The 25,978-nt window shown below is 40.1% G+C and carries 25 protein-coding genes; 8 read left to right on the forward strand and 17 right to left on the reverse strand.

Annotated features, from left to right (window positions below; genetic code table 11):
- Position 1 precedes the first annotated feature (1 nt).
- The gene (rpe, locus tag ACN20O_RS07940; protein WP_491638815.1) at positions 2-658 is read left to right on the forward strand and encodes a ribulose-phosphate 3-epimerase; all 657 of its coding nucleotides are present in this window, start codon (positions 2-4) and stop codon (positions 656-658) included.
- On the opposite strand, the gene ACN20O_RS07945 is transcribed toward rpe, so the two are convergent.
- Entirely contained in the window at positions 659-1,210 is a 552-nt protein-coding gene (locus tag ACN20O_RS07945; RefSeq protein ID WP_491638817.1) for a hypothetical protein, read from the reverse strand. It abuts the gene before it with no gap.
- A gap of 186 nt (positions 1,211-1,396) precedes the next feature.
- Here ACN20O_RS07945 and ACN20O_RS07950 point away from each other — a divergent pair, with 186 nt between their 5' ends.
- The 3 genes from ACN20O_RS07950 (at position 1,397) to hutU (ending at position 4,943) form a co-directional block, all read left to right on the forward strand.
- Entirely contained in the window at positions 1,397-1,660 is a 264-nt protein-coding gene (locus ACN20O_RS07950) for a hypothetical protein (protein ID WP_491638819.1), read from the forward strand.
- Between the two features lie 77 nt (positions 1,661-1,737).
- The gene (gene hutH / locus ACN20O_RS07955; RefSeq protein WP_491638821.1) at positions 1,738-3,273 is read left to right on the forward strand and encodes a histidine ammonia-lyase; all 1,536 of its coding nucleotides are present in this window, start codon (positions 1,738-1,740) and stop codon (positions 3,271-3,273) included.
- The gene (gene hutU, locus ACN20O_RS07960; protein WP_491638823.1) at positions 3,273-4,943 is read left to right on the forward strand and encodes a urocanate hydratase; all 1,671 of its coding nucleotides are present in this window, start codon (positions 3,273-3,275) and stop codon (positions 4,941-4,943) included. Before hutH ends, hutU begins: the two co-directional genes overlap by 1 nt.
- On the opposite strand, the gene ACN20O_RS07965 is transcribed toward hutU, so the two are convergent.
- Together ACN20O_RS07965 and ACN20O_RS07970 are read right to left on the reverse strand one after the other, a co-directional pair.
- Positions 4,940-5,305: a hypothetical protein gene (locus ACN20O_RS07965; protein ID WP_491638825.1), complete on the reverse strand. Its 366-nt coding sequence runs from the start codon at positions 5,303-5,305 to the stop codon at positions 4,940-4,942. The two genes, hutU and ACN20O_RS07965, sit on opposite strands and share 4 nt — an antisense overlap.
- Positions 5,306-5,313: 8 nt before the next feature.
- Positions 5,314-7,059 carry a C1 family peptidase gene (locus ACN20O_RS07970; RefSeq protein ID WP_491638827.1) on the reverse strand — a complete coding sequence of 582 codons (1,746 nt, stop codon included), beginning with the start codon at positions 7,057-7,059 and terminating at the stop codon, positions 5,314-5,316.
- A gap of 171 nt (positions 7,060-7,230) precedes the next feature.
- Between ACN20O_RS07970 and hutI the strand changes: the two genes are divergently transcribed.
- Both hutI and ACN20O_RS07980 read left to right on the forward strand, forming a co-directional pair.
- A complete protein-coding gene (gene hutI / locus ACN20O_RS07975) occupies positions 7,231-8,442 on the forward strand; it encodes an imidazolonepropionase (RefSeq protein ID WP_491638829.1) in 1,212 nt (403 codons plus the stop codon).
- A 56-nt stretch (positions 8,443-8,498) separates the two neighbouring features.
- On the forward strand, positions 8,499-8,870 hold the full coding sequence (locus ACN20O_RS07980; protein WP_491638831.1) for a Kazal-type serine protease inhibitor family protein: 372 nt from the start codon (positions 8,499-8,501) through the stop codon (positions 8,868-8,870).
- Here ACN20O_RS07980 and ACN20O_RS07985 read toward each other — a convergent pair whose 3' ends face one another.
- The gene (locus tag ACN20O_RS07985) at positions 8,871-9,428 is read right to left on the reverse strand and encodes a TlpA family protein disulfide reductase (protein ID WP_491638833.1); all 558 of its coding nucleotides are present in this window, start codon (positions 9,426-9,428) and stop codon (positions 8,871-8,873) included.
- 275 nt (positions 9,429-9,703) lie between these two features.
- Between ACN20O_RS07985 and glpK the strand changes: the two genes are divergently transcribed.
- Complete coding sequence (gene glpK / locus ACN20O_RS07990) at positions 9,704-11,194, forward strand: glycerol kinase GlpK (RefSeq protein ID WP_491638834.1); 1,491 nt, start codon at positions 9,704-9,706, stop codon at positions 11,192-11,194.
- On the opposite strand, the gene ACN20O_RS07995 is transcribed toward glpK, so the two are convergent.
- From ACN20O_RS07995 to ACN20O_RS08015, 5 genes are read right to left on the reverse strand one after another with little or no spacing between them, the layout of a single operon-like run.
- Positions 11,187-11,381: a hypothetical protein gene (locus ACN20O_RS07995; protein ID WP_491638836.1), complete on the reverse strand. Its 195-nt coding sequence runs from the start codon at positions 11,379-11,381 to the stop codon at positions 11,187-11,189. The genes glpK and ACN20O_RS07995 overlap by 8 nt on opposite strands.
- Before the next feature lie 3 nt (positions 11,382-11,384).
- Positions 11,385-12,761: a DNA repair protein RadA gene (gene radA, locus ACN20O_RS08000; protein WP_491638838.1), complete on the reverse strand. Its 1,377-nt coding sequence runs from the start codon at positions 12,759-12,761 to the stop codon at positions 11,385-11,387.
- A gap of 7 nt (positions 12,762-12,768) precedes the next feature.
- Positions 12,769-14,646 carry an NAD-dependent DNA ligase LigA gene (gene ligA, locus ACN20O_RS08005; protein ID WP_491638840.1) on the reverse strand — a complete coding sequence of 626 codons (1,878 nt, stop codon included), beginning with the start codon at positions 14,644-14,646 and terminating at the stop codon, positions 12,769-12,771.
- Positions 14,647-14,661: 15 nt separating this feature from the next.
- On the reverse strand, positions 14,662-16,125 hold the full coding sequence (locus ACN20O_RS08010) for a hypothetical protein (protein ID WP_491638842.1): 1,464 nt from the start codon (positions 16,123-16,125) through the stop codon (positions 14,662-14,664).
- Entirely contained in the window at positions 16,122-16,433 is a 312-nt protein-coding gene (locus ACN20O_RS08015) for a coiled-coil domain-containing protein (RefSeq protein ID WP_102245410.1), read from the reverse strand. The genes ACN20O_RS08010 and ACN20O_RS08015 overlap by 4 nt, the downstream gene beginning before the upstream one ends.
- Before the next feature lie 140 nt (positions 16,434-16,573).
- On the opposite strand from ACN20O_RS08015, the gene ACN20O_RS08020 reads away from it, so the two are divergent.
- Positions 16,574-17,752, forward strand: coding sequence for a patatin-like phospholipase family protein (locus ACN20O_RS08020; RefSeq protein ID WP_491638844.1), 1,179 nt, complete (start codon positions 16,574-16,576; stop codon positions 17,750-17,752).
- Between the two features lie 3 nt (positions 17,753-17,755).
- Here the strand turns inward: ACN20O_RS08020 and ACN20O_RS08025 are convergent, their stop codons facing one another.
- The 8 genes from ACN20O_RS08025 to ACN20O_RS08060 all read right to left on the reverse strand — a co-directional run bounded on the left by ACN20O_RS08025 (position 17,756) and on the right by ACN20O_RS08060 (position 25,899).
- A complete protein-coding gene (locus ACN20O_RS08025; protein WP_491638846.1) occupies positions 17,756-19,903 on the reverse strand; it encodes a hypothetical protein in 2,148 nt (715 codons plus the stop codon).
- Between the two features lie 125 nt (positions 19,904-20,028).
- On the reverse strand, positions 20,029-20,454 hold the full coding sequence (atpC, locus tag ACN20O_RS08030) for an ATP synthase F1 subunit epsilon (protein WP_491638848.1): 426 nt from the start codon (positions 20,452-20,454) through the stop codon (positions 20,029-20,031).
- An 18-nt stretch (positions 20,455-20,472) separates the two neighbouring features.
- A complete protein-coding gene (gene atpD / locus ACN20O_RS08035; RefSeq protein WP_491638850.1) occupies positions 20,473-21,891 on the reverse strand; it encodes a F0F1 ATP synthase subunit beta in 1,419 nt (472 codons plus the stop codon).
- A gap of 10 nt (positions 21,892-21,901) precedes the next feature.
- Positions 21,902-22,771 (reverse strand): ATP synthase F1 subunit gamma, encoded by an 870-nt coding sequence (atpG, locus tag ACN20O_RS08040; RefSeq protein ID WP_491638851.1) that lies wholly within the window; start codon positions 22,769-22,771, stop codon positions 21,902-21,904.
- A gap of 36 nt (positions 22,772-22,807) precedes the next feature.
- On the reverse strand, positions 22,808-24,316 hold the full coding sequence (gene atpA / locus ACN20O_RS08045) for a F0F1 ATP synthase subunit alpha (RefSeq protein WP_491638853.1): 1,509 nt from the start codon (positions 24,314-24,316) through the stop codon (positions 22,808-22,810).
- Positions 24,317-24,347: 31 nt separating this feature from the next.
- Positions 24,348-24,887: a F0F1 ATP synthase subunit delta gene (locus ACN20O_RS08050; RefSeq protein WP_491638855.1), complete on the reverse strand. Its 540-nt coding sequence runs from the start codon at positions 24,885-24,887 to the stop codon at positions 24,348-24,350.
- Between the two features lie 11 nt (positions 24,888-24,898).
- Positions 24,899-25,447, reverse strand: coding sequence for a F0F1 ATP synthase subunit B (locus ACN20O_RS08055; RefSeq protein WP_491638857.1), 549 nt, complete (start codon positions 25,445-25,447; stop codon positions 24,899-24,901).
- A gap of 8 nt (positions 25,448-25,455) precedes the next feature.
- Positions 25,456-25,899, reverse strand: coding sequence for a F0F1 ATP synthase subunit B family protein (locus ACN20O_RS08060; RefSeq protein ID WP_491638859.1), 444 nt, complete (start codon positions 25,897-25,899; stop codon positions 25,456-25,458).
- Between the last annotated feature and the right edge of the window lie 79 nt (positions 25,900-25,978).

A 25,978-nucleotide genomic window follows, 5' to 3' on the forward strand; every position in this document is an offset into this window, starting at 1 on the left:
TATGACTATCATTTCACCAAGTCTTCTTGCCTGCGATTTCCTCAATATTGAACCGGAACTCATGGCGTTTTCTGGTGTGAAAGATATGTGGTTTCACCTCGACATCATGGACGGACACTTTGTTCCGAACCTGACGTTTGGCCACCCGATCATTGAACTCATCACTAAAAGATCCCCTCATAAATGTGACGCTCACTTCATGGTGACTAACCCTGAATTCCACGGAGAAACTTTAAAAAATTCAGGAATCCACAACTTCACATTTCACCTTGAAGCTGTGATGGACTCGCTTTCACTTATTCAAGAATTAAAAAAGAACTACCCGAGCGTGGGTATTTCGATCAAGCCCAATACACCAACTCATAAATTGAGTGATGAAATCCTAAAAGCAATTGATCTTGTTTTAGTGATGTCAGTTGAACCTGGTTTTGGTGGACAGTCTTTTATGCCAAGTGCATTTGATAAAATTAAAGAACTAAAAAAGAGACGCGAATCCCTAAAAGCACACTTTCAAATTCAAGTTGATGGTGGAGTGACAGACAAAAACGCCAAGGAACTGATTGAGGCAGGAGCCGACAATTTAGTTGCCGGCTCTTATGTTTTTAAAACGACTAAAGACAATTACAAAAACAAAATCGAATCACTGAGAAACTTCTAATTATTGAGCTAGAAGAGTTAACGTCTGATCCTGTTGGCAAATAAGAAGATCGCCATCAGCAGCACATTTCATATCAGTTGAAACGATTGAGCTGGAAATCGCTCCGCCTAAAAGTCTTAGGTTTCTTAATGTATCAAGACCAGATCTCTTCATGCTGGCAGCGTATAGTCCTTCCATTGTTTGTGCGCTAACTGTGATTGATTTTACACTTCCAAATAAACTTGTATTTACTGTCGCCGGGATTTCTTTATTGATGTTTTCTTTAATGTCGATAAGCCTTACAACATTTTTTCCGGTTACTTCTAAACTCACCAGCTCTTCACTTGCTTCATTAATTTCTTGTGAGCTTAGGTTTTTTACTCCTTTTGCCGTGATGTAATCCAGAGACGCTTGTCCAGTTACCACTTGAGAAATTTTCGTGAAGCGAGTTTTTGAGATTTTTTTGAGCGTTAAAACTTCATGACCTTTCACCGTATAAACAAGACGATCTCCAGCGAACGCTGAAGTTGAAAGAGTAATTGCCAATGCAAAGACTGCAAGAGTTGTTTTCATAAGAGCTCCTATTGATGGTTGCCCCATCATAGCAGGCCCATAAAAACCTGGTAGGTCTCTTGAATTTTTTACTTGTGCCTTCTTTTTGAGGGTGTTTTTTTGTTTATTCTCCAAGGAAGCGTTGAAGAAATCAGCTACTTAAGCCCTCGTTTGGTTTAGGCTCCCTTAGCACTTAAACTCCCACATATGCAATTGAGAAACATTTTTAAAAACCTGATCTTTAAGGAAGCCGACAACAAGGAGCTCGAGCAAATCATTTTATTTATCCAGATGAATCACCTCCAGTCACTAACCGAGGCTATTGAAGGCAATCCTGGCCTTCTCTACCTCTGTCACAAGAAGCGCTCACTCATCTATTGGTGCGGCCATTACAATAATACAAAAGCCCATATGGTCGTCATTCAGCTAATTAAAAAATACCCTAAAGAAAACAGTGTGATAGCTGCCTAAATTGAAGCAAAACCCCATTACATTTTGAGCTTTTTCATTGTAGGATCAAGGCGTTTTTTTAACCCTTGAGAGTACACATGAACATCAGCTTAAATGGCCAGTCTTTAACTATTGATCAAGTTCACCAGGTGGCACACGCCAAAGGTGGATCAGTGAAATTATCTATCGATTCAAAAGCGATGGAAAAAATGAAAGCGTCTCGCGCGTTTGTTTTCGACATCGTAAAAAAAGGAGCTCCGGTTTACGGAATCAATACTGGTTTTGGTGCTCTTTCAAGCATGCACATTGCTGAAAAAGACTTAGCCACACTACAAGTAAATTTAATCCGCTCTCACTGTACTGGTGTGGGTAAACCTTTTTCAAGAGAAGTCACAAGAGCGATCATGCTTCTTCGTGCAAACTGTTTAACTTCAGGTTTCTCTGGTGTAGAGCCTTCTACAGTTGAACTACTTTTAGATTTTTTAAATAACGACATCACTCCCGTTGTTCCTGAAAAAGGATCTGTTGGTGCTAGTGGTGACCTTGCTCCTTTATCTCACATTGCTCTAGCTTTAATCGGCGAAGGTGAAGTTGAGTACCAGGGAAAAATCGTAAACTCTGATGTAGCAATTAAGACCATTGGAAAAAAAGCTGCTGTGCTTGGACCAAAAGACGGTCTTGCTCTTATCAACGGAACAGCTTGTATGGCGGCGCTTGGAGCCCTGGCTGTTTTTGAAGCTCGCCAAATCATGAAACTTGCCGACATCTGTGCAACGTTAACGATGGACGGAGTAAAAGGGACAGACAAAGCTTACAATCCAAAAATCACCATGCTTAAACCTCATCCTGGCCAAATTGCCTGTATGGAAAACTTAAATAAGCTAGTTGCCGGATCAAAACTAAAAGACTCACACCCTGACTGTCACAAAGTTCAAGATCCATATTCACTTCGTTGTGTGCCTCAAGTTCACGGAGCTTGCAGACAAACATTGATTCACGCTGAACAAGTTATTGGCCTTGAACTAAATGCAGTTACAGACAACCCGCTTATCTTCGTTGAAAGTGGTGAAGTTATTTCTGGTGGTAACTTCCACGGTGAAGCACTTGCTTTAGTCATGGATTACCTGGCAATGGGTGTAGCCGAAATCTGCAATATCTCTGAGCGTAGAATTGAAAAAATGATGAACCCTACTTTCTCTGAGCTTCCAGCATTCTTAACAAGAAACTCTGGATTAAACTCTGGGCTTATGATTGCTCACGTAACAGCGGCAGCTCTTGTCAGTGAGAACAAATACCTTTGCCACCCGGCGAGTGTAGACTCTGTTCCAACTTCAACTGATAAAGAAGACCACGTTTCAATGGGTGTAACTGCAGGAAGAAAACTTCACGAGGTTGTAGAGAATGCTAAATCTGTTCTAGCAATCGAGCTCCTGTGTAACACTCAAGCACTTGATCTTCAAAGACCAGAAGTCACTTCAGCTCCGCTTGAAGCTGTGTATGCACTCATTAGAAAATCAGTGCCAACAATCGAAGAAGACAGAATATTTTACAAAGATATGAACAATATTATTAAAGTTATCAACAGTGGCGAAGTCGTTGCTGCTGCTGAATCAAAACTTGGAGCTTTAAACTAATGAGTACACATAATATTCCATTACCTCCAACAGGATCAACACTAACAACTAAGGGATGGCACCAAGAAGCTGCACTAAGATGCCTTCTTAACAACCTTCACCCTGAAGTGGCCGAAGACAGAGACAACCTAATTGTTTACGGCGGAAACGGACAAGCAGCTAGAAATCATCAAGCACTTGCCGACATCATCCACGCGCTAAAAAACTTAGAAAACAATGAAACACTTATGATCCAATCAGGGAAGCCGGTTGCGATTCTACCGAGTCACGAACACGGTCCAAGAGTTTTAATTGCAAACTCTAACCTTGTTCCTCATTGGGCGACGTGGGAGCACTTCAATAAATTAAAAGACGAAGGTCTTATGATGTACGGCCAGATGACTGCCGGGTCATGGATCTACATCGGGACTCAAGGGATTCTTCAAGGGACCTATGAAACTTTCATGGCCGCTGCAGAAAAACACTACGGAGAAGGTTCAGACCTGACTGGTAAACTTGTATTAACTGCTGGTATCGGTGGAATGGGTGGAGCTCAACCTCTTGCTGTTAAAATGGCAAACGGTGTGTGCTTAGCTTGTGACGTTGAGGAGTGGAGAATTGAGAAGAGATTAAAAACAAGATACCTAGATGTGCTTTGTAAATCATTTGATGAAGCGATCGATCTTGCTCTTAAGTCAGTTAAAGAAAAGAAAGCTATCTCTATTGGTGTTGTTGGAAACGCTGCTGATTTCTTCAAATACGTTTATGACAAGGGAATCAGACCAGATCTAGTTACAGACCAAACATCTGCTCACGACCCTCTAAACGGATACGTTCCACATAAAATGACAGTTGCTGAAGCTCTTGCACTAAGAACTAGCAATCCAGCTAAATACGTTGAACTTTCAAAACTTACAATGGGTGAACACGTAAAAGCGATGCTTGCTTTCCAAAAGGCTGGATCACATGTTTTCGATTACGGAAACAACCTGCGTGAAGGAGCTAAGCAAGTTGGTGTCACAAACGCATACGACTTCCCAGGATTCGTTCCTGCTTACATCAGACCACTTTTCTGTAAAGGATCTGGGCCATTTAGATGGGTTGCTCTATCAGGGGACCCGGAAGATATCCGTGTAACTGATGAGGCGATGAAAAAACTTTTCCCTGAAAATAAAAAACTTCACAACTGGTTAGATAAAGCTCAAGAGATGGTCGCTTTCCAAGGTCTTCCAGCTCGTATCTGCTGGTTAAACTACGGAGAGCGTGAGAAGGCCGGACTTATGTTCAACCAACTTGTCCGTGAAGGAAAAGTTAAAGCACCAATCGTTATCGGTCGTGATCACTTAGATACAGGTTCTGTAACTTCTCCAAACAGAGAAACAGAAGGCATGATGGATGGAACAGATGCAGTTTCTGACTGGTCTCTTCTAAACCTTATGATCAACACAATGAACGGAGCTTCATGGACATCATTCCACCACGGTGGTGGTGTTGGTATCGGATACTCTCAGCACTCTGGTATGGTTATCTGTGCTGATGGATCTAAAGACATGGATGAGAGACTTAAGCGCGTTCTAAACTCTGACCCGGGAATGGGTGTTGCTCGTCACGCAGACGCTGGTTATGAACTAGCTCGCGAAACAGCTAAAAAAAGCTCGCTAAAGCTTCCATCGCTAAAAATTAACTCTTAATAAAGATCTGAGGCGCTGGCCTGAGTGTTGTCTTTGAATTTACAAAAGGCACTCTCTGCGCCAGCGTTGTTTTTAAGAATCAGGATTTCTCCCTGATAATCTTTTTTACAAACGACAGCACCAGGATTCTTCCCGCCACTTCTTTCTGCCTCACTGACCTTTACTTTATCTTTGTTTAAAACGGCCTTAATCGCCTCGCATTTAGCTCGAATTGCCAGGCAGTTCTCAGAGACCAAAGCACCGGTTTCTTTATCTTTAACGAATGAATAATAAAGGCTCCCGCTTGACCAGACATCTGCACTTATCACAGGCTCAGCGGCCCATGTCGATTGAATCCAAAACAGAACAAGAAGTAATTTCATAATAACTCTTAATTTAGGTAGTCAACGCCGTAAACGCTGTCAAAAAAGTTTTGCTCGTTAAACCAATAGGCTCCTTTTCCATCAATGTTTTCAATTCCAGATTCTGCTGTCGCCCGGTAGTTAGCACCCCACGAGTTCTGAATAAGATACTTGTACTTTCCCTCTGAGCATTGGATTCCTACAATACCAAGCGCATGGTGACCACATTCATTATCTTTGAATTGTGCCTTCGGTTTTTTTAAAATTTGAGAGCATAAAGATGCCGTCAAGGGCTGATTGTTTTTTAATTTTTTAATAATCATCTTATCGACTTCATCTTTGTTCTTCCAACTGCTTTGAATGGTATTGCAAGAAACATTTTGAGGGATATAAACTTTTGTACTGTCATTGCAATCGCTCGCATAAAGTGCCATCATCGCCTGATCATAACTATTTCCTGCATTTGTAGTCAGGAAATCCATAGCCGTTTCAAGATCATCAAGTCCTGACTCTTTGTATTTTACGATTACATTGGTTGCTTGCTTCATGAGTTCTGCATAAGAGCAAAGACTAATGTTACTTCTCCAGTCCTCTTCAAATTCCTTTGTTTGAAAATAACCATAGGTATTTCTTTTTATACATGCCGGTGAAAAGCCTGATGTGACCACTTCATTGAATTCTTCGCTCAAACCTTTAAGACTGTTGCTCAAAATACTTGAAGCACCAACAATTTTATCTTTCATAAACTTTCTTGCTATTGTTTTTTCCGAAGGAGGCATGCTGAGATTTTCTATAAAACTGTCTGTTATATCGTCACTTAAATTCTCAACTGAGAAACTACCTTTTCTCTGCTCTATCTTTGCCTTCAGCCTCTTCTTCCAGCTAGGGTTTATTTCCTTAACTTCGATGGAGCCATCTGCATTAACTTTCGCATTGTATGCCAGGCCTTTTGCAACTTTACACCAATACTCATTGCTTGATGCAAACTCCGGCTTAAAACAAAACTTATAGCTCAACGCCTGCTGTGTGAGCGGCCCCAACAGCATGTCGATATTATCTGCATTAATTCGGTTGCAATCCTTCTCTTCAATTTTCTTAATCTTCTTTTGAACCAAATCCTGAAAACTCGTTTTAAAATCCTGATATTTTTCTTGGGCAGCTAAAACTCTCTTCTTGTTAAAAAATCCCGGCCTTTCATTAATGTCCCCAAAAATTTTTTGGAATTGATTCATGTACAAGGAAGACTCTAAAAAAGTTTTAAACTGCTTATGCTCGGTATCCCCAGAAGTTAAAATTTTCTCAAGATTTAAATTTGTTCGCGTGCAAAGGATTGGCTTCTTTTTATCAGTCTGCATATCTTTAACAGTGGTGATAACACCACAAGTATTTCCGCCATCCAGGGCCAAGTCCCAGTCCATTGCCCCGCCAGCACCATTAATTGCTTTCTGCGAATTTTTTTCTTCCTTTACATAAATGTCGTAATTACCTGACCTCGCAGCTTCAGATCTAAGATTCTTTAAATTCTCTGTCTTATACAATGTGGCCAAGTGAAGATAAGACACTTCAGGATTATCTGGGAGTGCTGATTGCAGCAGAAGGCTGGCCGCATTTGCATAACAACTTCCAAGACCATCTTGATCTTGAACGCGAAAGTTTGACAAACTTTTATTTCCTTCATCAACACGAATAACTTCGCCATTTTGCATTTCTCCACAATTTTGTGCGAAAGCAGTGGCCGAAAGCGTGAGAAGCATAGTCAAAAGTGCAATTTTCATAAGCAAAAACCTCACATAAATTCTAACACATTTCACTTTGGTTTTAAGGGAGGAAGACTTAACCTGAGTAAAGCAATCAAGTAGTGCACTTTTAAACTTTTTACCCTTCTGGAATGCCTGCTTTCGTTCTATACTGCTTTCTCCAACCACTAAGTGAGTTAAACAAGATCTATGATAGTTAAAATTTTTCGTCACTTCTCTGAAATCGCAACACTAGAAAACGCTTACAAAAAAGATGGAAGAAAACTTTCTCCTTCTGACCTTGGACTAATTAAGGACGCTTCTATTGTCTACAACCAAGATGAGATCATTTGGGTTGGTCCGGATAACCAGCTTCCAGAAGACTATAAGAACATGGATTATATTGATGCCAGCGGAAAGACTTGTGTGCCGGAGATTGTCGACTCACACACTCACGTCGTCTTTGGTGGAGACCGCGCTCATGAATACAGCATGAGACTTAACGGCGCGACTTATGAAGAAATCGCAAAGGCCGGTGGCGGAATTTTAAACTCAATGAAAGGGACAAATGCTCTTTCTCGCAGCGAACTTTTAAAACTGGCCCAACAAAGAATTAAAAACATCCGCTCTTATGGCGTGGGAACAATCGAAGTTAAATCTGGTTACGGATTAAATTTTGAAAAAGAATATGAAATTTCACGCATCATCCACGACCTAAAAAATATCGTGCGCCCTGATGTGCAAATCATTAATACTTTCATGGCCGCTCACGCTGTTCCCAAAGACTACTCGAGCTCTTATGAATACATGAAAGATGTCGTTCTTCCTCTGTTAGATAAGCTTGGTGAAGAACAAATCCTTGATTGCGTTGATATCTTCCACGAACAAAATTATTTTTCTGAAGAAGATGTGATCTCGCTTTTTGAACGCGCAAAAAGATGGAACATTCCAGTTAAAATGCACGCAGATGAATTTAACGACAATAAAGGTGCTATCCTCGCAACTAAATACCAGGCGCTTTCAGCAGATCACCTCCTGGCAACTGGTGCGGATGGAATTGAAGCGCTTAAAAATTCAAATACAGTAGCCACACTACTTCCTGGCACAGGACTTTTCTTAGGGAAAAACCAGGCCAATGGCCGCGCTTTTTTAGACGCCGGAGTTAAAGTGGCCATCGCTTCAGATTACAACCCTGGCTCATGTCATTGTGACAACCTGGTGATGATCGCTTCACTGGCCGCACCTATTTACAAAATGAATATGGCGGAGCTTTGGTGTGCCATCACTTTCAACGCCGCTTGTGCAGTAGGGCTAAAAAACCAAGGGGCCTTAATCCCTGGACTTAGACCACGCTTTAGCGTCTTTAATACCGACTCAATTGATCGAATTACCTATAATTGGGGTAAGAATTTAGCTATTTAGCATTTTTTAGGCCCAATAAGATTTAGTTTTGACCAAGATTGTCCGATAAGCCTTCTATGAAAAGGTTTGTTACATTCCTGCGTTTATTTAGTCTGACTACATTGCTTGTTTTAGCATCGTGCGGGTCTGATAAAATGCAAGGAACCTCTACTGGATCAAACTCTTTAACAGGTGGACAATGTGCTTGTAACTCAAGTTATTCACCAGTTTGCGGATATAACAACGTCACATACGATAATTTATGTCAGGCCAAATGTTACTTTGGTGATGAGGCCAATAAGTTTGCTCAGGGAAGTTGTAATTGTAGTGCCAGTGGCCCAGTGTGCGGTGACGACAACAAAACCTACCTTAATGAATGTGATGCTCAAGAAGCAATCAGAAATGGCTACATGAAAAGAATCGTTAAGTTCAGTGATTGCAATCGCTAATTAATTCGCTGTCCACTCTTTCATTTTTTCTACAATTTCTTCTGCATTAAAATCCATCGGCCCATTGCTAAAATGAACCACTTTTCCTCTTTGGAAAATGATCGTGACTGGAATCGCGGAGACTTTGAAGTCTGTGACTAACTTAGAATTTTTATCTGGAACGATAATGAATTCATCTTTCATATTGATCTTCTTCATTATCTTATGAATGTTGGCAACCTGGTCATCTTCATCTGTATTGATGGCCACAATTTGAACTTGCTCCGGTTTGAATTTATTTTTTAAGGCCATCATCGAAGGCATCTCTTCCAGGCATGGGATACACCACGAAGCCCAGAAATTTAAAATCACTACTGGTGCATTGATTTTTGTCATTGGCAGATCTTCACCCGCCAGCGTTTTATAATTTCCGTGGAGGAAAAGGTTCTCGTACTCCAGATATTCTTGCGACTGCTTAATCACTTCTTCATTTTTTGCGAAGAACTTGAATCCTATTTGTCCGGCAAGCACAACGCTAAACACCACGATAAATATAATAAATGGTAAAAATTTCTTCATTGCATGAGCCCCTAATCGTTCTAAAATTATACTATGTTTAAAACCAGACTGAAACTAAAACCCAAGAGTTTAAATAACCAAAAAGGTCAAACTTTCTTGGAATTCATTTTCGTTTTAATGCTACTGATAAGTATCTCCTTTGCCTACATGAGGGGCTTTAGCTTTTATATTGGTTCCCGCTGGGAAGTCATGCTGAAAATTATTGCCAGACCTAATGCAAGTACAGTTACAATTCCGTAAGTAACATTCTTTTAAAATAAGTTCAGTGAGGGCCTATGAATTACATCTTGTCGATTGACCAGGGAACAACAGGAACGAGATCTTGTCTAATTGATGCCGAAACGTTTACGCTTATCGGCCAAGCAAGTAAAGAATACCCTCAAATTTATCCCAAGCCATCTTGGGTTGAACACAACCTCAATGACATCTGGGCGACTGTTGAATCAACCGCTAAAGAAGTTTTAAAAAACAATAATGTTCAGGCCCATCAGATTAAGGCCATCGGTATTACGAACCAGCGTGAAACAACATGCGCCTTCGACAAAAAAGGAACTCCGCTTGCCAACGCCATTGTCTGGCAAGACAGACGCACCAGTGATTTTTGTCAGGAGCTAAAAGGAAAAAATCTTTCAGAGAAGATTAAAGAAAAAACGGGTCTTCCTATCGATCCATATTTTTCTGCAACAAAGATGAATTGGCTTCTAAAAAACAATTCTACTGTTGCTAGTGCTGCTAAAGAGGGCACTCTTCTTTTTGGAACGATTGACACCTTTCTTCTTTTTAAATTAACCGGACATGTTTCTCATAAAACTGATGCTTCAAACGCCTCACGCACGATGCTGATGAATTTAAAAACCTGTGATTGGGACGCTGAGCTTCTCGATGTCTTCGGGGTAGAAAGAGAATCACTTCCTTCTATTGAAGACTCATTTGGGAATTTCGGTGTTACAAAAGGTCTTTCGTTTTTACCAGATGGCATTCCCGTGACTGGAATTTTAGGGGATCAACAATCCGCTCTTTTTGGGCAAGCTGGTTTTCATAAAGGCGAAATGAAATGCACTTATGGAACTGGCGCCTTTGTTCTTTTAAATACTGGTGATGAACTGATTTACTCAAAGTCAGGACTACTGACGACAGTTGAGTATCGTCATAAAGGTAAGGCCGTCTACGCTCTTGAAGGCTCTAGTTACATTGCCGGTGCAGTAGTTCAATGGCTGCGCGATAATTTAAAGATCATCAAAAAAAGTTCTGAAGTTGAACCCCTTGCACGCGAAGTCCACAACTTTGAAGAGCTAAAGCATATTCAGTTCTTTCCATTTTTTGCCGGAATCGGTTCTCCTTACTGGAATGCTGAGGCAAAAGGTGCGATCACCGGACTCACTCGTGATTCAGGACGTGCTCACATTGCCTTTGCTTGCCTTGAAGGTGTAGCCATGGCGATTAATGACCTTTTAATGGCAATGAAAAAAGACACTGGCCTTAGTATTAAAACTCTTAAGGTCGATGGTGGAGCCGCCGCTAATGCACTTTTAATGGAACTTCAGGCGACGATTTCAGAAACGACGATTGTTAGACCTAAAGTTATCGAGACAACTGCTTTTGGTGCTGCGATGGCCGCGGCGATTGGAGCAGGTTTAACAGATTTTGAAAAACTCTCTACGACTTGGAAAAAAGACCGTGAGTTTCCGATTGATTCAAATCTTGAAGGTTACATCAAAGACAAAAGAGAACTTTGGAGCAAAACGATCAGCAAAATGTTTACTTAACTGGTTTTGCTTCCTGCGGTTTTTGGGCCGCAGGAGGTGCTGCCATTTCGCACACTTTCTTTTTCGGGTCCCAGACACCTTTTGATTCCACACAATAATGAATAGATGCAAAATCTCTCGCAATCACCGCTACAATTCCAATCAAGAGAAGAATCATGGTCGCAATTAAGAGATTTCGATCTTTCATATATTATTTCCCGATAAACTGATCTAAATCTCTAGCCTGGCGAAGACCAATGATCTCGATATCATATTTACCTTTTAATTCTCTGGCCGTTTTTTCTGAAGTGACCACTCGTTTGTAATTGAGCTGGGCCATTTCTTTAATTCTCATTTCCATTTGAGGAATTGAGCGGACTTCCCCAGTTAGACCAACTTCTCCAACAAAAATCGTGCTCGAGTCAATTGGTTTTGAACGGTATGAACTTAAAAGAGAAGCAATGATCGAAAGATCCGACTCTCTTGTTGTAAGCTTCATTCCTCCTACAACGTTTAAATAAATATCGTTAAACCCCAGAGGTAATCCGAAATATTTTTCAATAACAGCCACCATCATTGAAAGGCGGTTGTTATCAATCCCGTGAGTTGTCCTGCGTCCGTTACCAAACTTATTGTCAACAACTAGCGCTTGCACCTCTACAAAGAGAGAGCGCGATCCTTCAATGATACAAGTTAAGGAGCGCCCAAAAGATTCTTTTAACTGGTCATCAAGAAAATATTGAGAAGGATTTTTAACTTCATCCAGCCCACTTTCTTTCATTTCAAAAATCCCAACTTCATTGGTATTTCCGAAACGATTTTTCATTGCACGAAGGATTCTATAATGACCAAACTGGTCCCCTTCAAAATAAATAACTGTATCTACCATGTGCTCGAGAATTTTTGGCCCAGCGATCGATCCTTCTTTTGTAATGTGACCAATAACAAAACATGTAATTCCATTGGCCTTCACGTGATTCATAAGTTCATAAGTCACTTCGCGAATCTGAGACACCGTTCCAGGTGCTGAATCAATTTCAGACGATGATGTTGTCTGAATTGAGTCGATAACTAAAAAGCGCGGCTGAAGTTTATTGATCTGCTCTAAAATCTTCTGCCAGTTTGTTTCGTTATAAATATAGAAGTTGTCGGCATTAACACCAACTCTCTTAGATCTTTCTGCAACCTGGTTAACCGACTCCTCTCCACTTACATAGAGAACTGTTTGTCCGGCGTGCGATTGAGAAAGCCTTCCCATGATGGCCGTCAAAAGTGTCGACTTCCCAATTCCTGGCTCTCCACCAATGAGAATTAAAGATCCCGGGACAACACCGCCACCCACAACGCGGTCAAACTCCCCCATTCCCGTCACAACTCTAAATTGCTTTTCTAAAACGATTTCATTAATCAGCTTTGGAGCTTCCCCACCTAAAGCCGTTCTTTTATGAGCGCGGTTTAAATCTTTAGCTGCAATAGTTGTCTCTTCGGTAAATGAGTTCCACGATCCGCACTCCGGACATTTTCCCATCCACTTTGCTGTTTGGTATGAACAACTCTGACAAATAAACGTTGAGGTCTTTTTGGCCATGACAATCCTACTGTAACATATTTAAAAGTTCTGCTTCTGTAATGATCTTGATCTTAAGTTCCAGCGCTTTTTTATACTTACTTGAACTTGGGTCCGTTTCATTTGTCACCAGAATGTCAGTGTTCTTCGAAACCGAAGACACCACAACTCCTCCGCCTTCGCGGATCTTATCCTCTACCACAGGTCTCTTTTCTGAAAGGGCGCCAGTGATACAAATCTTCATTCCCGTGATCGCTGTTTCGCGGGTCTCTTCAACGGTGAACTCAAACCCCAGACCTACAAGCTCATCAATGAGGTCAAACTTTTCACGAAGAGAAGTTAAGAATTCAGTAGCTGATTTTTCAGCGAAAGATTCTACTTTCATTAGTTGCTCAAGACTTAAGTTTTTAATCTTCTTTATGCTATCAAATCCACCGCGCACGACTTTCTCACACTTATTATAAGCTCCGCCACTAATTCCTAGCGCCGATAAAAAAGTAATCAGGTCTACGGTTTTCGTTTTTTCAATCGAATCAATAAGCTTGTTACTTAATTTATCTTTAACCTTATCAAGTTTCATTAAGTCAGAAGCTTCCAGGCGGTAAAGATCAGGGATCGTTTTTACAAGCTTTGCATTGATTAATTCCTCTAGTCTTTTTCCACTTAAGTTTTCAATGCCAATCTTCTGGATGAAGTTTAAAATGATCTCTTTGTTTTTCCCTGGGCAATTATCATTGCGGCAGTAAATCCTGATATCTACGATTTCAACTTTTGAGTCACAGCTTGGGCAATGGTCTGGAACTATAAATTTCTCTTTTGATGATTTCACAACTGAAAGAAATTTTGGAATAACTTCTCCAGAACGGATGATCTCAATCTCATCTCCAGACTTTAAGTTATTGGCCGCAACCATTCCGTAGTTATGCAGGGTCACATTCGAGATCATCGCACCAGAAAGTTCCACCGGCTCAACTTCTCCAACAGGAGTTAAAATTCCATTTCTAGAAACGTACCAGACAATTTCTTTAAGCGTTGTTGTCTTTGATTCACCTTGAAACTTAAAGGCCATCTTGTAACGAGGGTGGTGAGATGTCTCCCCTAATTCCTCATGCAGTGACAGTTTGTTATAAGTGAAAACCAATCCATCGATTTGATACTCCCCTTCTGACATAAAATCGCGGGCGCGGTCAATCACATCCTGAAGAGATTGTTTTGTTGTATGGATTTCAATATCAGGGATCAAAAAGCCGTGCTCTTTTAAGTGCTCAAACTTTTTTTCTTCTTTTTTGATATGCTCATCGCTAATGTAATCAAAGGCCATGAATTTGATATAACGGCAAAGCTCTAAGTTATCTTTTCGCCCCATCAAACCTGCGACAATATTTCTCTGGCTAGTTGGCTTTTCTAATCCAATATCTGTCATTTCTTTTGAAAGCTTAAAGAAGCTTTCTTCATCACAGAAAAGCTCACCCCTAATTTCAATCTTGTTCTTATTGTTGATAAACTTCGGAACGTTACTTATCCACATAACTTTTTTAGTAATGTTCTCGCCATAAGTTCCATCTCCTCTGGTTTTGGCCAGGTGAAGATCGCCGTCTTGATAAATAAGAGAACAACTTATTCCATCGAGCTTCATCGTGCTCAGAATTTCTTCTTTCCCCATCCATGTCACCAAGTCTTCAATGACGTAGGTTTTTTCAAGGGAAAGCATTTTTTTATCATGCTTAATTTTATCGCTGGCCGATGTCGTTGTACCGACAATGTTAAGAACTGGGTTTTTTGGATCGAGCTTTTTTAATTCGTCTTCGAGTTTATCGTAATCGTGATCAGATATTTCAGGGCGCCCTTGGTAATAGAGCGCCTTATGTTTAATAATTTCGGATTCAAGTTTTTGGATGCGACTCACTTAACCCCTCCGAGGTTAAAAAGTAAAAATCGCTCCTACTTTAGCAGAAGTATCTTTGAATTGCAGTTCTTTTGTATTTCCCTTTGTGAAAGTCGCTTTATTTGAAAGAACTTCAACGGCCCCAACAAGTGAAATATTTGTTTCATAAGCATACTGTCCACCGATCTCTAAACGGTAGTTTGAGCTCGAGTCGTCTGTTCCATAAATTTTCGCTTTCTCTTTGTAAGAAGATGTTAAAAGGAAATCAATCAAAAGGTACATTCTCATTGCCTGATAGACCGGAATACTACCGCGTGCTCCCAACAACAATCCAGAGAAAGTAAACTCCGTGAAGCCATCGGCCAGTGAGGTATTCATGCCGTAAATATAACTTCCATATCCACCATAAAGATCAACTTGCGGTCCGTAAAAAAATCCCATTGGTAAATATTTGTATCCAAACTTAACACGTGTTGCAGTATTGTCTGAGGAATTGCTATCTTGAGTGAAAGTTCCCTGGTCCCTTTTATAACTGCCAAATTTTTTTCCAAATTCAATTCCACCCCACCAATTTCTAGTCGCCCAAAGCTCCAGGTCAAGGTGTCCTCCGAATCTCATTCCATCCATTGAACTCTCTGAAGCACCCGACTTTGTCATCGAGCCACTCCCCGCTGTTAAATAGATTCCAATTGAACCTAGCTTTCCAAATTCATTATCTTCTTTTTCACCAAACTTTACTTGCTCAATCACTTTTCTTGATTCAACTGAGCGAACCCTTACCCAGTCCTCAATGCGAAGTTTTTTATTTCCTTCATAAGCTGTCACTCTTGCTTGCGCTTGAGTTTCACCAACATCAAAAACTTTTGCATCTGCAATTTTTTCAGTCTGGTAATCAATGATTTCTTTTAACAATGGGTGCTGTCTCTTTGCAGTAGGTCTCTCAATTACGATTTCGCTTCCGTTAAAGATCTGCGATTTTCTTCCAATATCGATTGTAAATTGATCACCAAGAACACCTTTGACTCGTCCACTGTAAGGAATCGTCTTCTCATACATATCCAGCCAGTTTTTTACTGTCTGAGAAATCACTGTTGAATCTGTTGTCTTAAGCTGAGTTTGCTCTTTGAAATAACGGTCTTCACCGTTTTCGCCGATAACTTCAACCTTAACATCAGCCGTGTTTGCTCCCACTGCCAAAACGATGCGAATAAGTGTTCCCGCTTTTGTTTTATCAGCAATGACTTTTAAAACATCTTTATTGTTTAAATGGCTTTCAAGATTTTTAGAGTATTGCCCAAGAATGTTGATAAGCTCTGAGTTCGATTTATACGTACACCACGAACCGTCTTTAATGTAGTTTTCAACATCCTCAAACACCTTAAAGCCAATTTTATTGTCTGCACCATCCGTTACCGGAAGAAGCATACAGTTTCTCATCGACTCCGAGGCCATAATCTTTGTTGAAAGGAGCAGGACCCCTAATAAGAAAAATTTTTTCATAGTTCAATCTCTGGAAGTGGCGGCAGTGTTTCTGCCTGGGCATTATGTTCATAAACCGAAAGAAGCATCTTAAGATCATTGATTTCCTCTTCCAGCTCGCGGTTTCTCTTTTTAAGGAACTCCACTTCAAGTTTTAAGGCCAACTCTTCTTTCTGGACGGTGATCTCTCTAGTCCAGATAAAGTACTTTCCGTTTTCTTCTTTATACTTAATGTGCCCTGATTTGATTGAGCGTCTGATTGTTGAAATTGAAACTTTTTTTACGTTGGCGTAATCGAGTATCGATAACCAGATTCCTTCTTGATTCATTAGACATCTCCATTCCATTGGTGAGTACTCATATTCTATCTTAAATTCAGATCAGTTAGAATATTTTTAAACCCGATGAAGGCACTCCACTACTTTGAAAAAAATCTCAAAACAAATGTAAGAAGTGTTATCCTTATCTCATGTACCACGATGTAAATCTCAGCCAATTCAAAAATAAAAAGACCGCCCTGGTTCTTTCCGGTGGCGTTGTTAAGGCCGCTTCATGGCATCTGGGCGTGGCCCTCGCCCTTGAAGAGCTTGGTTTTGTGCTCAAACACAATAAGTCTCCACTTGATGCAGATTATGAGATTTCAACTTATGTTGGCTCAAGCGCTGGCTCATTAATTAACCTGTACTTTGCCTCTGGGTTTAGGCCAATTGATGTTATCGACGCTACCATTAACCGCAAGAATGCCCAGACATCGTTAAAGCCGGTTACATATGCTGATATGCTTTCGAGAAAAATGCCTTCGCGCAATCCATTCAACTTTGATTTCTATAATCCCCTTGAAGGATTCCCGGCCTTTTTAAAACAAATGTCAAAACCACTGCTTTCTATTTCAGGACTTTTTTCAACTGAAGGTCTGAATCAGTATATGCAAAAGCATGTTATTCTTTCGCAAAATTTCGAAGAATACGTCGCCGACATGTTTGTCGTTGCCACTCAGTTAGATCATTCGCGAAAAGTTATTTTTAGCAAATACAATTACCCAAGTCCAATCCATGATTCGACAGCTGAATATTACACCGGTGTAGATATCACTCAGGCGGTTTCTGCCAGCATGAGTGTTCCGCCTTTTTATGCTCCTTTTCCGATAAAAAACCCGCGCACAGCTCAAGTCGATTATTATATCGACGGTGAAATTAGAGAGACTCTCTCTAACCACGTGGCCGTTGATAATAAGTGCGATTACATTATTAGTTCATGGACCCACACTCCATACCACTATCACGATGAAATCGGGTCTTTAATTAATTTTGGTCTTCCAGCCATCTGTATGCAGGCTATTTACCTAATGATCCAAAAGAAAATTGTTTCTTCCCGCGGACAGAAGGTTTTAGCAAAAGATATTATCGACACTGTTAATGACTACATGTCTTCGCAAAATTTCAGCGTAAAAGATAAAGTGAAGATCACTTCGATTTTAGAGAGAAAACTTAACTATAATCCCAATGTTAAGTTTATCGACATTTATCCGGATCACTCTCACTACAAGCTTTTCTTCACCAACTCATTTTCGCTCGATCCACAAAAGGCAAAATACATCATGACTGCGGGCTATAAAAAGACGCTCGAAGTTTTTAAAAATTTAGATTAGAAATTAAATTTGCTCAATTAGATACGAACCTTCAGAACAGAAAGTCTTTAAGAAGTCGCTAGATCCATCTGTATAATCCAGACGTACGTTGAAGATCCCTTCCATATCACCTGAAATAAACACTTTTTCAGATAATTCAGAGTTATCTCTTGAGAAGTTTCCATCGCGGTCTAAGAAGCTTGTTTCAACAAACATTTCGCCGCTCTTGTTTTTACCATTAGCTTTGATATCACGAAGGTCTTTTGTAAGGTTTACTTGAACCATACAACGCTCACCAAGCTCACTTAAATCGTTAGCATCTAGTACCTTGCCGATAAAGTCTTTACCAGGAATTTCGATTTCTGTAGCGCTGTCAGTTCCAACAAAAAGGCTGTTTCCAAGGTGTTTAAACTCTAAATATTTTCTCGAGTTACTCACAAGCTCTGGAACTTTGATTTCATAAGAGTTTAATGTCTTTTTCTTAGCCGTTGTTTTCGTGCCGTAGAAAGAAACATCTGATCCGTTGATATTTAGTTCTTTTACTTTTCTTCCCAGAAGGCTTCTTGTTGTAAAAGTATAAAGCTCTCTTTTTGTATTGATGAAATCTGCGTCTTCAAAGTACATTTCGCCATCGCCAACATAAACAATTTTTTGAGCTGTCTCTTTATTATCTAATAAGTATCTAAGAAGGATATTTCCTGTTTTTACACCCAGGAAAAGAACATAAGAAGCTTGCTCTTTAGACTCAAGCATCTTGAAATTTTGTGAGAAGAATAATTTGTATTGATAGTCAGAGTCGATCTCTACATCAGAAATGCTTGGGTCAACCGCTACCATCAGAAGGTTTCCAACGACGTCTGCTTTTTTCTTTTGTAGGAAAGCTTGAATACCCGCCTCATTCATAAGCGGAACATTCATACCTTTGTTAAGAAGATTTAATTCAACTCTTGTAGGGATAAGTCCGTGAGACTGAACCACACCTGTTTGAGTATTCACATCCCCTGATAGTGAGTATCCAAGTTTGATTTCCCCAGAGGCCTGGTCATCAGCTCTTTCACTTCTATCATAATCAGGAACAAATTCATATCCAAAGGCCTGGCGTGCTTTTTGAGTATTCAGATTGATCTCGCGGGCCTTAATGACGAACTCTGCCATCGTCCCCATGTCGTTGTTGCTAGCCATAAATGCTGAAGCTTGTGAACCTTCATCATTAGTTGTCATTGGTTTTGTAAGTGCAGCTTGTGCTTGTTTTGAGTAATCAAAGACCAGGTTGTCTTCGTCATTCATTGCTCTTTCAAGTTCGTCTGTGTTTTTCGTAGTTTCGAAAGATTTTTTCTTTTGAGTAGTCACATTGTAAGCAACTGCTGGACCTTTATGAACCGCTCTTTCAATTGCTTCTTTAACTGAGTTAGAAATCGGAGCATCGAAAGTCTTTTTAAATCCTTCTTTATACTCTGGAACTTTAGCAACTTCTTTTGCTTCTTCTTTATCTGAGTAGTCAAACATCACTATCTCATCATTCCCTGCGGCCGGTGTTTCTGCTTCGGCCATCACTGGCTCAGCGTTTTGAGTACTCACAACATCGCTAACTTCGTCTTTAATAACTTCATCTAAAACTTTTGTCGCTGTTGAAGCCTGGGCCGTTTTCACTTCATCGTTTACGATTTCTGAAGTTTCATAACTTGCCAGCTCTGCGCCTGCAAAAGTTTCATATCTTAAAGATTCTGCTGAAAAACCATAAAGCTTAATCAGCTCTTTATTATTGATTTCAAAATCACCTACAGAATCTGTCGCTGTAATGCTCTTTAAAAGAACTTCATCTAGCTTCATATCAACCGCTGCAAATTCTGGTTTGATATCATTCCAGTTTTTCGCGATCATTTGATACTTAACTTTTTCTGCTTTAAGGGCGTAGCGAGAACGAAGGATTTTTCCCTTCACTTCTTTTTCGATTGTTTTAACGATATCGCCAGTCACGTCTGCAACTGGTACAGCGGCCTTTAATTCATTTTTTTCTGAAAGATAGCTGATGTTATTGGCGGCATTTTTAAAGGCCGTAAAATCGACTTTTTTAGGCTCTAATCGCTCTTGAGAATACGTGTAGGCACCGACTACAAAAGTAGTCGCAAGAAGAGCCGTGCACGATTTAACAAAAACAGATTTTTTCGTCATAGTTATTTGTTAAATTTTAGATTGATTCAGGTGAGTTGCAAGAAAAGTGCGGGTTTTGCCTAGTGATTTCAGTAAAATATTGAGTACTCAGGGGCCCTAAAGCTCATGAGTACTCAAATAATGGATTAGCGTGGTCTGGTAAATTCAGCAAGCTGGATACGAAGTCTCGCTCTCTCAGCTTTCTGTACGTACTCGTCAACCTCTTCTGGAGATAGACCTTCCGTGTTTTTAAGTTTCTCTTCCGCGTTTTGAAGAGAAAGTTTCGCTCTCTCAACATTAACGTCCGTGCTTTCTTCTGCAGTATTTGCAAGAACGGTAATCTTGTTTTCTAAAATTTTACAAACACCGTTAGAAACTAAAAAGTTTCTGTCCGCATAATCAGGTCCACCGAAAACAGTAAGCACACCAGTCGAAAGTTTCGTCACGATGTGAGTGTGATTTTCAAGGACGTTGATCTGCCCGCGAACCGTTGGGATTAGCAACGATTCAGCGGGAATGCTCTTCGCAATAATTTTAGAAGGCGTAAGAATATCAACTGTGTAGTATTTCATGTTCTATCCTACTAAAAATTATTTTCCGGCCTTAATTTGAGCAGCTTTTTCGTAAACCATATCTAGTCCACCTACTAAGTAGAAAGCTTGCTCTGGTAGATCATCAACTTCACCGTTAAGGATCGCTTTGAACGCCTTAATTGTATCGCTGATCTCTACGAATTTTCCTTTTAGACCAGTAAACTGCTCAGCTACGAAGAATGGCTGAGAAAGGAATTTTTGAACCTTTCTAGCACGTCCAACGATTAGCTTATCTTCTTCAGAAAGTTCATCCATACCAAGGATCGCGATGATGTCTTGAAGTTCTTTATACTTTTGAAGAATCTTCTGAACTCCGCGAGCAGTGTTATAGTGTTCTTCCCCAACGATAGCTGGAGTAAGAATTGAAGACGAAGATGAAAGTGGATCTACCGCTGGGTAAATTCCTAGCTCAGCAATCTGTCTTGAAAGTTCTGTTGTTGCATCTAAGTGGGCAAACGTAGTTGCTGGAGCTGGATCGGTATAGTCATCCGCAGGTACGTATACAGCTTGGATAGATGTAATCGAACCGTTAACAGTTGAAGTAATCCTCTCTTGCATAGCCCCCATTTCGGTACCTAAGGTAGGCTGATATCCTACGGCAGATGGAATACGTCCTAGTAGCGCTGATACTTCAGACCCTGCTTGAGTAAAGCGGAAGATGTTATCAACGAAGAAAAGTACGTCTTGGTTTTCTTCATCACGGAAATATTCCGCCATTGAAAGACCAGTTAGAGCAACACGTGCACGAGCTCCAGGTGGCTCATTCATTTGACCGAATACCAGTGCAGTTTTTGCAATTACACCAGACTCTGTCATTTCGTGGAAAAGGTCGTTCCCTTCACGAGTACGCTCACCAACACCTGCGAATACTGAGTATCCACCGTGTTGAGTAGCGATGTTGTTAATTAACTCTTGAATTAGAACCGTCTTACCTACACCGGCACCACCGAATAGACCAATCTTTCCACCGCGAACGTATGGAGCTAGAAGGTCGATTACTTTAATCCCAGTATAGAACTGCTCTAGTTTTGTTGATTGCTTATCGAATCCAGGAGCTGGTCTGTGAATGTCGTAAGTTTTTTTAGCGTTAATTGGACCTGCTTCATCAACTGGCTCACCGATAACGTTAATAATTCTTCCTAAACACTCTCTACCAACTGGAGCTTGGATAGCTTTACCAGTATCAAGAACTTTTAGTCCTCTCGATAGACCTTCAGTAGAGTCCATCGCGATACAACGAACCATGTTGTCTCCTAAGTGTTGAGATACTTCAACAGTCAGGTTCCATTCTTGATTCGAGATCGTCTTGTTTGTTAACTTGAGAGCGTTGTAGATCGCTGGAATTTTCCCGTTAGAAAATTCAACGTCTAGTACCGGTCCCATTACTTGCTTTACAACACCGTAATTTTCAGACATTGGTGACCCCTTAACCTTTCAGAGACTCAGCACCAGACACTACTTCAGATAACTCTGTCGTAATCGCTGCTTGTCTCAGTTTATTCATCTTAATTGATAACGTTCTAATTGCTTTTTTACAGTTCGAAGAAGCTGAGTCCATCGCGCTCATTCTCGATCCGTGTTCAGCTGCTACTGCATCTAAAAGCGCAGTGTATAGCGTGCTGATATACGTTTGAGGAATTAGAGTGTCCAGGATTTCTGTAGGATTTGGATCGTACTTGAAATCGAATGGAAACTTCTCGCGTAGAACTTCCTTCTCTGCCACATCTAAAGTCATTGGTAAAAGTTGTTTTACCGTTGGATCAAATGCGATAGCTGATTGGAAAACGTTGTAAGCTACGTAAACGTGGCCCACTTCTGCAGATTTAAACATCTCTGAAAGCTCAACACCAACTTGTTCCATTTCAATGAAAGTAGGTTCAGACTTATTAAATGTGTAAGTCTTCCCTTTGTTGTATGTCGAAGCCAGAAGATCTCTAACCTTTTTCCCAATGAAGTAAATTTTTACATCTTGATTTGTTTCATCAAGAAATCTTCTTACTTTCTTAGCAAGTTGTGAGTTGTACGAACCGCAAAGACCTTTATCAGAAGAGATAACAAGAAGGATGGCCTTATTGTTGTCTTTCTTTTCATTTAAAAACTCATTGTCATAGCTTTGAACAAGAGCAGATACCGTTTTAATTGTATCTTCTAGTTCACGAGCATATGGACGAGAGTTCAAAATGTTGTTTTGAGCTTTCGCTAGTTTTGCGGCCGAAACGAGCTTCATCGCTTGCGTGATTTTAGAAGTACTTTTGGTACCCTTAATCTTCTTTTTAAGCTCTTTAATATTCGCCATTGTTATTAATTCCTAATTAGTTACTCTTAATATTTCTTAGTATTTTTTAGTCGCTAAGAAACCTTTAACAGCTTCTAAAATTTTAGTTTCGTTATCAGCTTTAATTTCTTTTGCAGCTGAAATGTCTTTCATAACGTCACCGTGTCTTGAGTGTAGGAATTCAAGAACGTCTTTTTCTGCAACTCTAACTTTTGGAGTTGGAACAACGTCGAATAGACCTTTTGTAGCTACTAGAATCGCAACTGCTTGGTCGATAACGTCAGCTGGAGAATATTGATCTTGTTTTAGAAGTTCAACTAGTCTCTCACCTCTGTTTAGCTGTCTCTTAGTCGCTTCATCAAGGTCAGATCCGAAAGCTGCGAAAGCCGCAAGTTCACGGTACTGAGCTAGATCCAGACGAAGTGTACCAGCTACTTTTTTCATAGCTTTAATTTGAGCAGATCCACCTACGCGTGAAACAGAAAGACCAACGTTTACAGCTGGACGGATACCAGAGTTGAAAAGATCCGACTCTAGGAAGATCTGGCCATCAGTAATCGAAATTACGTTTGTTGGAATGTATGCAGAAACGTCACCTTCTTGAGTTTCAATGATTGGAAGTGCAGTTAAAGAACCGTTTCCAAGTTCATCGTTAAGTTTACATCCACGCTCAAGAAGTCTTGAGTGAAGGAAGAAAACGTCCCCTGGGAATGCTTCACGTCCTGGTGGACGACGAAGAAGAAGTGACATTTGACGGTATGCTTGTGCTTGCTTAGTTAAATCGTCATAAACGATAACAGCGTGACGGCCACTGTCTCTGTAGTACTCACCCATTGTAGCCCCTGTGTATGGTGCAAGGAACTGCATTGGAGCAGAAGAAGAAGCAGTAGCTGAAACGATGATTGTGTACTCAAGAGCACCAGCATCTTTTAGCTTTTGTTGTACTTGTCTTACTGTAGATTGTTTTTGTCCAATTGCTACGTAAACACAAATTACGTTTTTACCTTTTTGGTTGATGATTGTATCGATAGCGATTGCTGTTTTACCAGTCTTACGGTCACCAATGATAAGCTCTCTTTGTCCACGTCCAATTGGAATCATAGAGTCGATTGCTTTTAATCCTGTTTGTAGAGGCTCGTGAACTGATTTACGAGCGATGATCCCTGGAGCCTTAACTTCAACTACGCGAGTTTCAGTAGACTTGATTTCACCCATACCATCGATTGGCTCTCCGATTGCGTTTACAACTCTTCCTAAAAGAGCGTCACCAACCTTAACAGCAACGATTTTTTCAGTTCTTTTTACAGAAGAACCTTCTTTAATTTGTGTATCTTCCCCAAGAATGGCGATACCAACGTTATTAGTTTCTAAGTTAAGAACCATTCCTGTTGTGCCCGATTCGAACTCAACAAGCTCACCGTTCATTACGTTTTTAAGACCGAAAGCTCTCGCGATCCCGTCCCCAACAGTTAATACAGTTCCAACTTCATCTACTTGAAGTCTAGTTTGAAAGTTTGAGATTCTTTCTTTGATAATACTTGTAATCTCTTCTGGATTCATTGCCATTTTTTACCTCTTAGTCCTTTTTATTGGGCTATTATGAATTTAAAACACTGTCTTTAAATTGTTCTAGTTGATTTTCAAGAGATGCATCTAACTGAAGATCTTCTACAGTTACTCTGTATCCCGCTGTTACGTTTCCTGATTTTTTGTATTCAAGGATTGCTTCTCTTCCAAGTTTTTGTTGAAGGTAAGCTTTTAGCTTTTCTTTAACTTCTGCTGGAATTGATTCTTCAGATCCTTCGATTGTTCCTCTTAGGAATCCTTTTTTATGATCGTCGATAACGATTGCATCTTTGAAGATCAGTGGCATTAATCCAATTCTTTGTTCTTGAACAAGGAATTGCATGAAGTTTACTGTGATCTGAGATAGACCAAGTCTCTTCATGACTTCGTTTAATACAGCTAGTTTTTCTTCTGCTGTAAACACTTCAAGGAAAAGAAGTGTTTCAAGATCGTTACTCTTGTTAATTGCTTCTGTAAGCTTTGTAAGTTCACCAACCAGGTCTAACTTTAGCTCTTCGCCAAGTTCAACAATTGATTGAGCATAAGCTTTTGCGATGATTTGTTCTTTCATTGGCTAGCTACCTATCTTAATGCTGAAACAATCTTAGATGTAGCGCTCTTTTTCATGTCGCCAGACCCGTTGATTGTTTGCTGAGTTTTAGCAATTACGCTGTTAAGTAAATCTTCGTTAAGTTTTTCAACCAGTTCGTTTTTCTCGCCTTCGATTTTATTTTCATAATCTCTTTTTGCACGAGTGATTACTGATTGAGTTTCAGCAGACTGAGTTGTGATGAAGTTTGCAACGTCACTTTCGTAGTCTTTTTGAATTTTAGAAAGCTCGCCTGGAAGGTTAGCCATTTTGCCTTGAAGAGTTTTTAGTCTTTCTTCAGCGTCTTTGTTCTTTTGAGCTGCAGATGCCATTAAGCTTTGAATGTCCGCTGCTTTTTTATCGAACATATCTTTCATCGGCCCTTTTAATTTCCAAACGAGGAAACCAACAAGAACGATGAAGTTAATAGCCGGGTACATTAGGTCTTTAATAGATGGTTCGTGGTGAGCGCCTTCGCTTGCGGCCATGGCCACACTGCTCATCATGATGAACATAAATGAATAAATAGCTTTAACTTTCATTTAATTCCTTACTTAGTTAATTTTTCAACGAGATTGTTAGATAGTTTTTCAGCTTCTGCCATAACAGCAGTTCTCTTTTCAGCAAGCTCTTTTAAAAGAGTTGATCTCTTTGCTTCATAGTCAGCGCTCATTTTTTCTTCAGCTCCGTTTAGAACTTCTCTTTCTTTGGCGATGATTTCAGCTTTCTTCTTTGAAGCGATTGCTTGTGAATCTTGGTGAGTTTTTTCTACTGAACCTTTGTATTGTTCAGCTAAGTCTTCTGCTTGTTTGTAGATATGGTTTGCGTGTGAATCTAGCTTTGTTGTCTTGCTCTCGCGTAGATCTAAAACTTCTTGAAGCTTCTTGAACAGAAGAGGCGCAATGATGTTGAAGAAAACGACAAATAAAGCAAATTGGACAAGGAAAGTAGCATCGATTTTAAGTGAGTTTAAGATAGTGACAATCGTGTTCATGGTTATGAAAACCCCGTTTTCTTTTTAGCAATAAAATATTTATTGAATTGAACTGATAATTTTTTCCACTAATTGATAA

This window comes from Bacteriovorax sp. As-1 (assembly GCF_058446905.1).

Coding starts and splice junctions, on each gene's coding strand:
- rpe (WP_491638815.1), top strand. CDS start 2: ATGACTATCATTTCACCAAGTCTTCTTGCCTGCGATTTCCTCAATATT.
- ACN20O_RS07945 (WP_491638817.1), bottom strand. CDS start 1,210: ATGAAAACAACTCTTGCAGTCTTTGCATTGGCAATTACTCTTTCAACT.
- ACN20O_RS07950 (WP_491638819.1), top strand. CDS start 1,397: ATGCAATTGAGAAACATTTTTAAAAACCTGATCTTTAAGGAAGCCGAC.
- hutH (WP_491638821.1), top strand. CDS start 1,738: ATGAACATCAGCTTAAATGGCCAGTCTTTAACTATTGATCAAGTTCAC.
- hutU (WP_491638823.1), top strand. CDS start 3,273: ATGAGTACACATAATATTCCATTACCTCCAACAGGATCAACACTAACA.
- ACN20O_RS07965 (WP_491638825.1), bottom strand. CDS start 5,305: ATGAAATTACTTCTTGTTCTGTTTTGGATTCAATCGACATGGGCCGCT.
- ACN20O_RS07970 (WP_491638827.1), bottom strand. CDS start 7,059: ATGAAAATTGCACTTTTGACTATGCTTCTCACGCTTTCGGCCACTGCT.
- hutI (WP_491638829.1), top strand. CDS start 7,231: ATGATAGTTAAAATTTTTCGTCACTTCTCTGAAATCGCAACACTAGAA.
- ACN20O_RS07980 (WP_491638831.1), top strand. CDS start 8,499: ATGAAAAGGTTTGTTACATTCCTGCGTTTATTTAGTCTGACTACATTG.
- ACN20O_RS07985 (WP_491638833.1), bottom strand. CDS start 9,428: ATGAAGAAATTTTTACCATTTATTATATTTATCGTGGTGTTTAGCGTT.
- glpK (WP_491638834.1), top strand. CDS start 9,704: ATGAATTACATCTTGTCGATTGACCAGGGAACAACAGGAACGAGATCT.
- ACN20O_RS07995 (WP_491638836.1), bottom strand. CDS start 11,381: ATGAAAGATCGAAATCTCTTAATTGCGACCATGATTCTTCTCTTGATT.
- radA (WP_491638838.1), bottom strand. CDS start 12,761: ATGGCCAAAAAGACCTCAACGTTTATTTGTCAGAGTTGTTCATACCAA.
- ACN20O_RS08010 (WP_491638842.1), bottom strand. CDS start 16,125: ATGAAAAAATTTTTCTTATTAGGGGTCCTGCTCCTTTCAACAAAGATT.
- ACN20O_RS08015 (WP_102245410.1), bottom strand. CDS start 16,433: ATGAATCAAGAAGGAATCTGGTTATCGATACTCGATTACGCCAACGTA.
- ACN20O_RS08020 (WP_491638844.1), top strand. CDS start 16,574: ATGTACCACGATGTAAATCTCAGCCAATTCAAAAATAAAAAGACCGCC.
- ACN20O_RS08025 (WP_491638846.1), bottom strand. CDS start 19,903: ATGACGAAAAAATCTGTTTTTGTTAAATCGTGCACGGCTCTTCTTGCG.
- atpC (WP_491638848.1), bottom strand. CDS start 20,454: ATGAAATACTACACAGTTGATATTCTTACGCCTTCTAAAATTATTGCG.
- atpD (WP_491638850.1), bottom strand. CDS start 21,891: ATGTCTGAAAATTACGGTGTTGTAAAGCAAGTAATGGGACCGGTACTA.
- atpG (WP_491638851.1), bottom strand. CDS start 22,771: ATGGCGAATATTAAAGAGCTTAAAAAGAAGATTAAGGGTACCAAAAGT.
- atpA (WP_491638853.1), bottom strand. CDS start 24,316: ATGGCAATGAATCCAGAAGAGATTACAAGTATTATCAAAGAAAGAATC.
- ACN20O_RS08050 (WP_491638855.1), bottom strand. CDS start 24,887: ATGAAAGAACAAATCATCGCAAAAGCTTATGCTCAATCAATTGTTGAA.
- ACN20O_RS08055 (WP_491638857.1), bottom strand. CDS start 25,447: ATGAAAGTTAAAGCTATTTATTCATTTATGTTCATCATGATGAGCAGT.
- ACN20O_RS08060 (WP_491638859.1), bottom strand. CDS start 25,899: ATGAACACGATTGTCACTATCTTAAACTCACTTAAAATCGATGCTACT.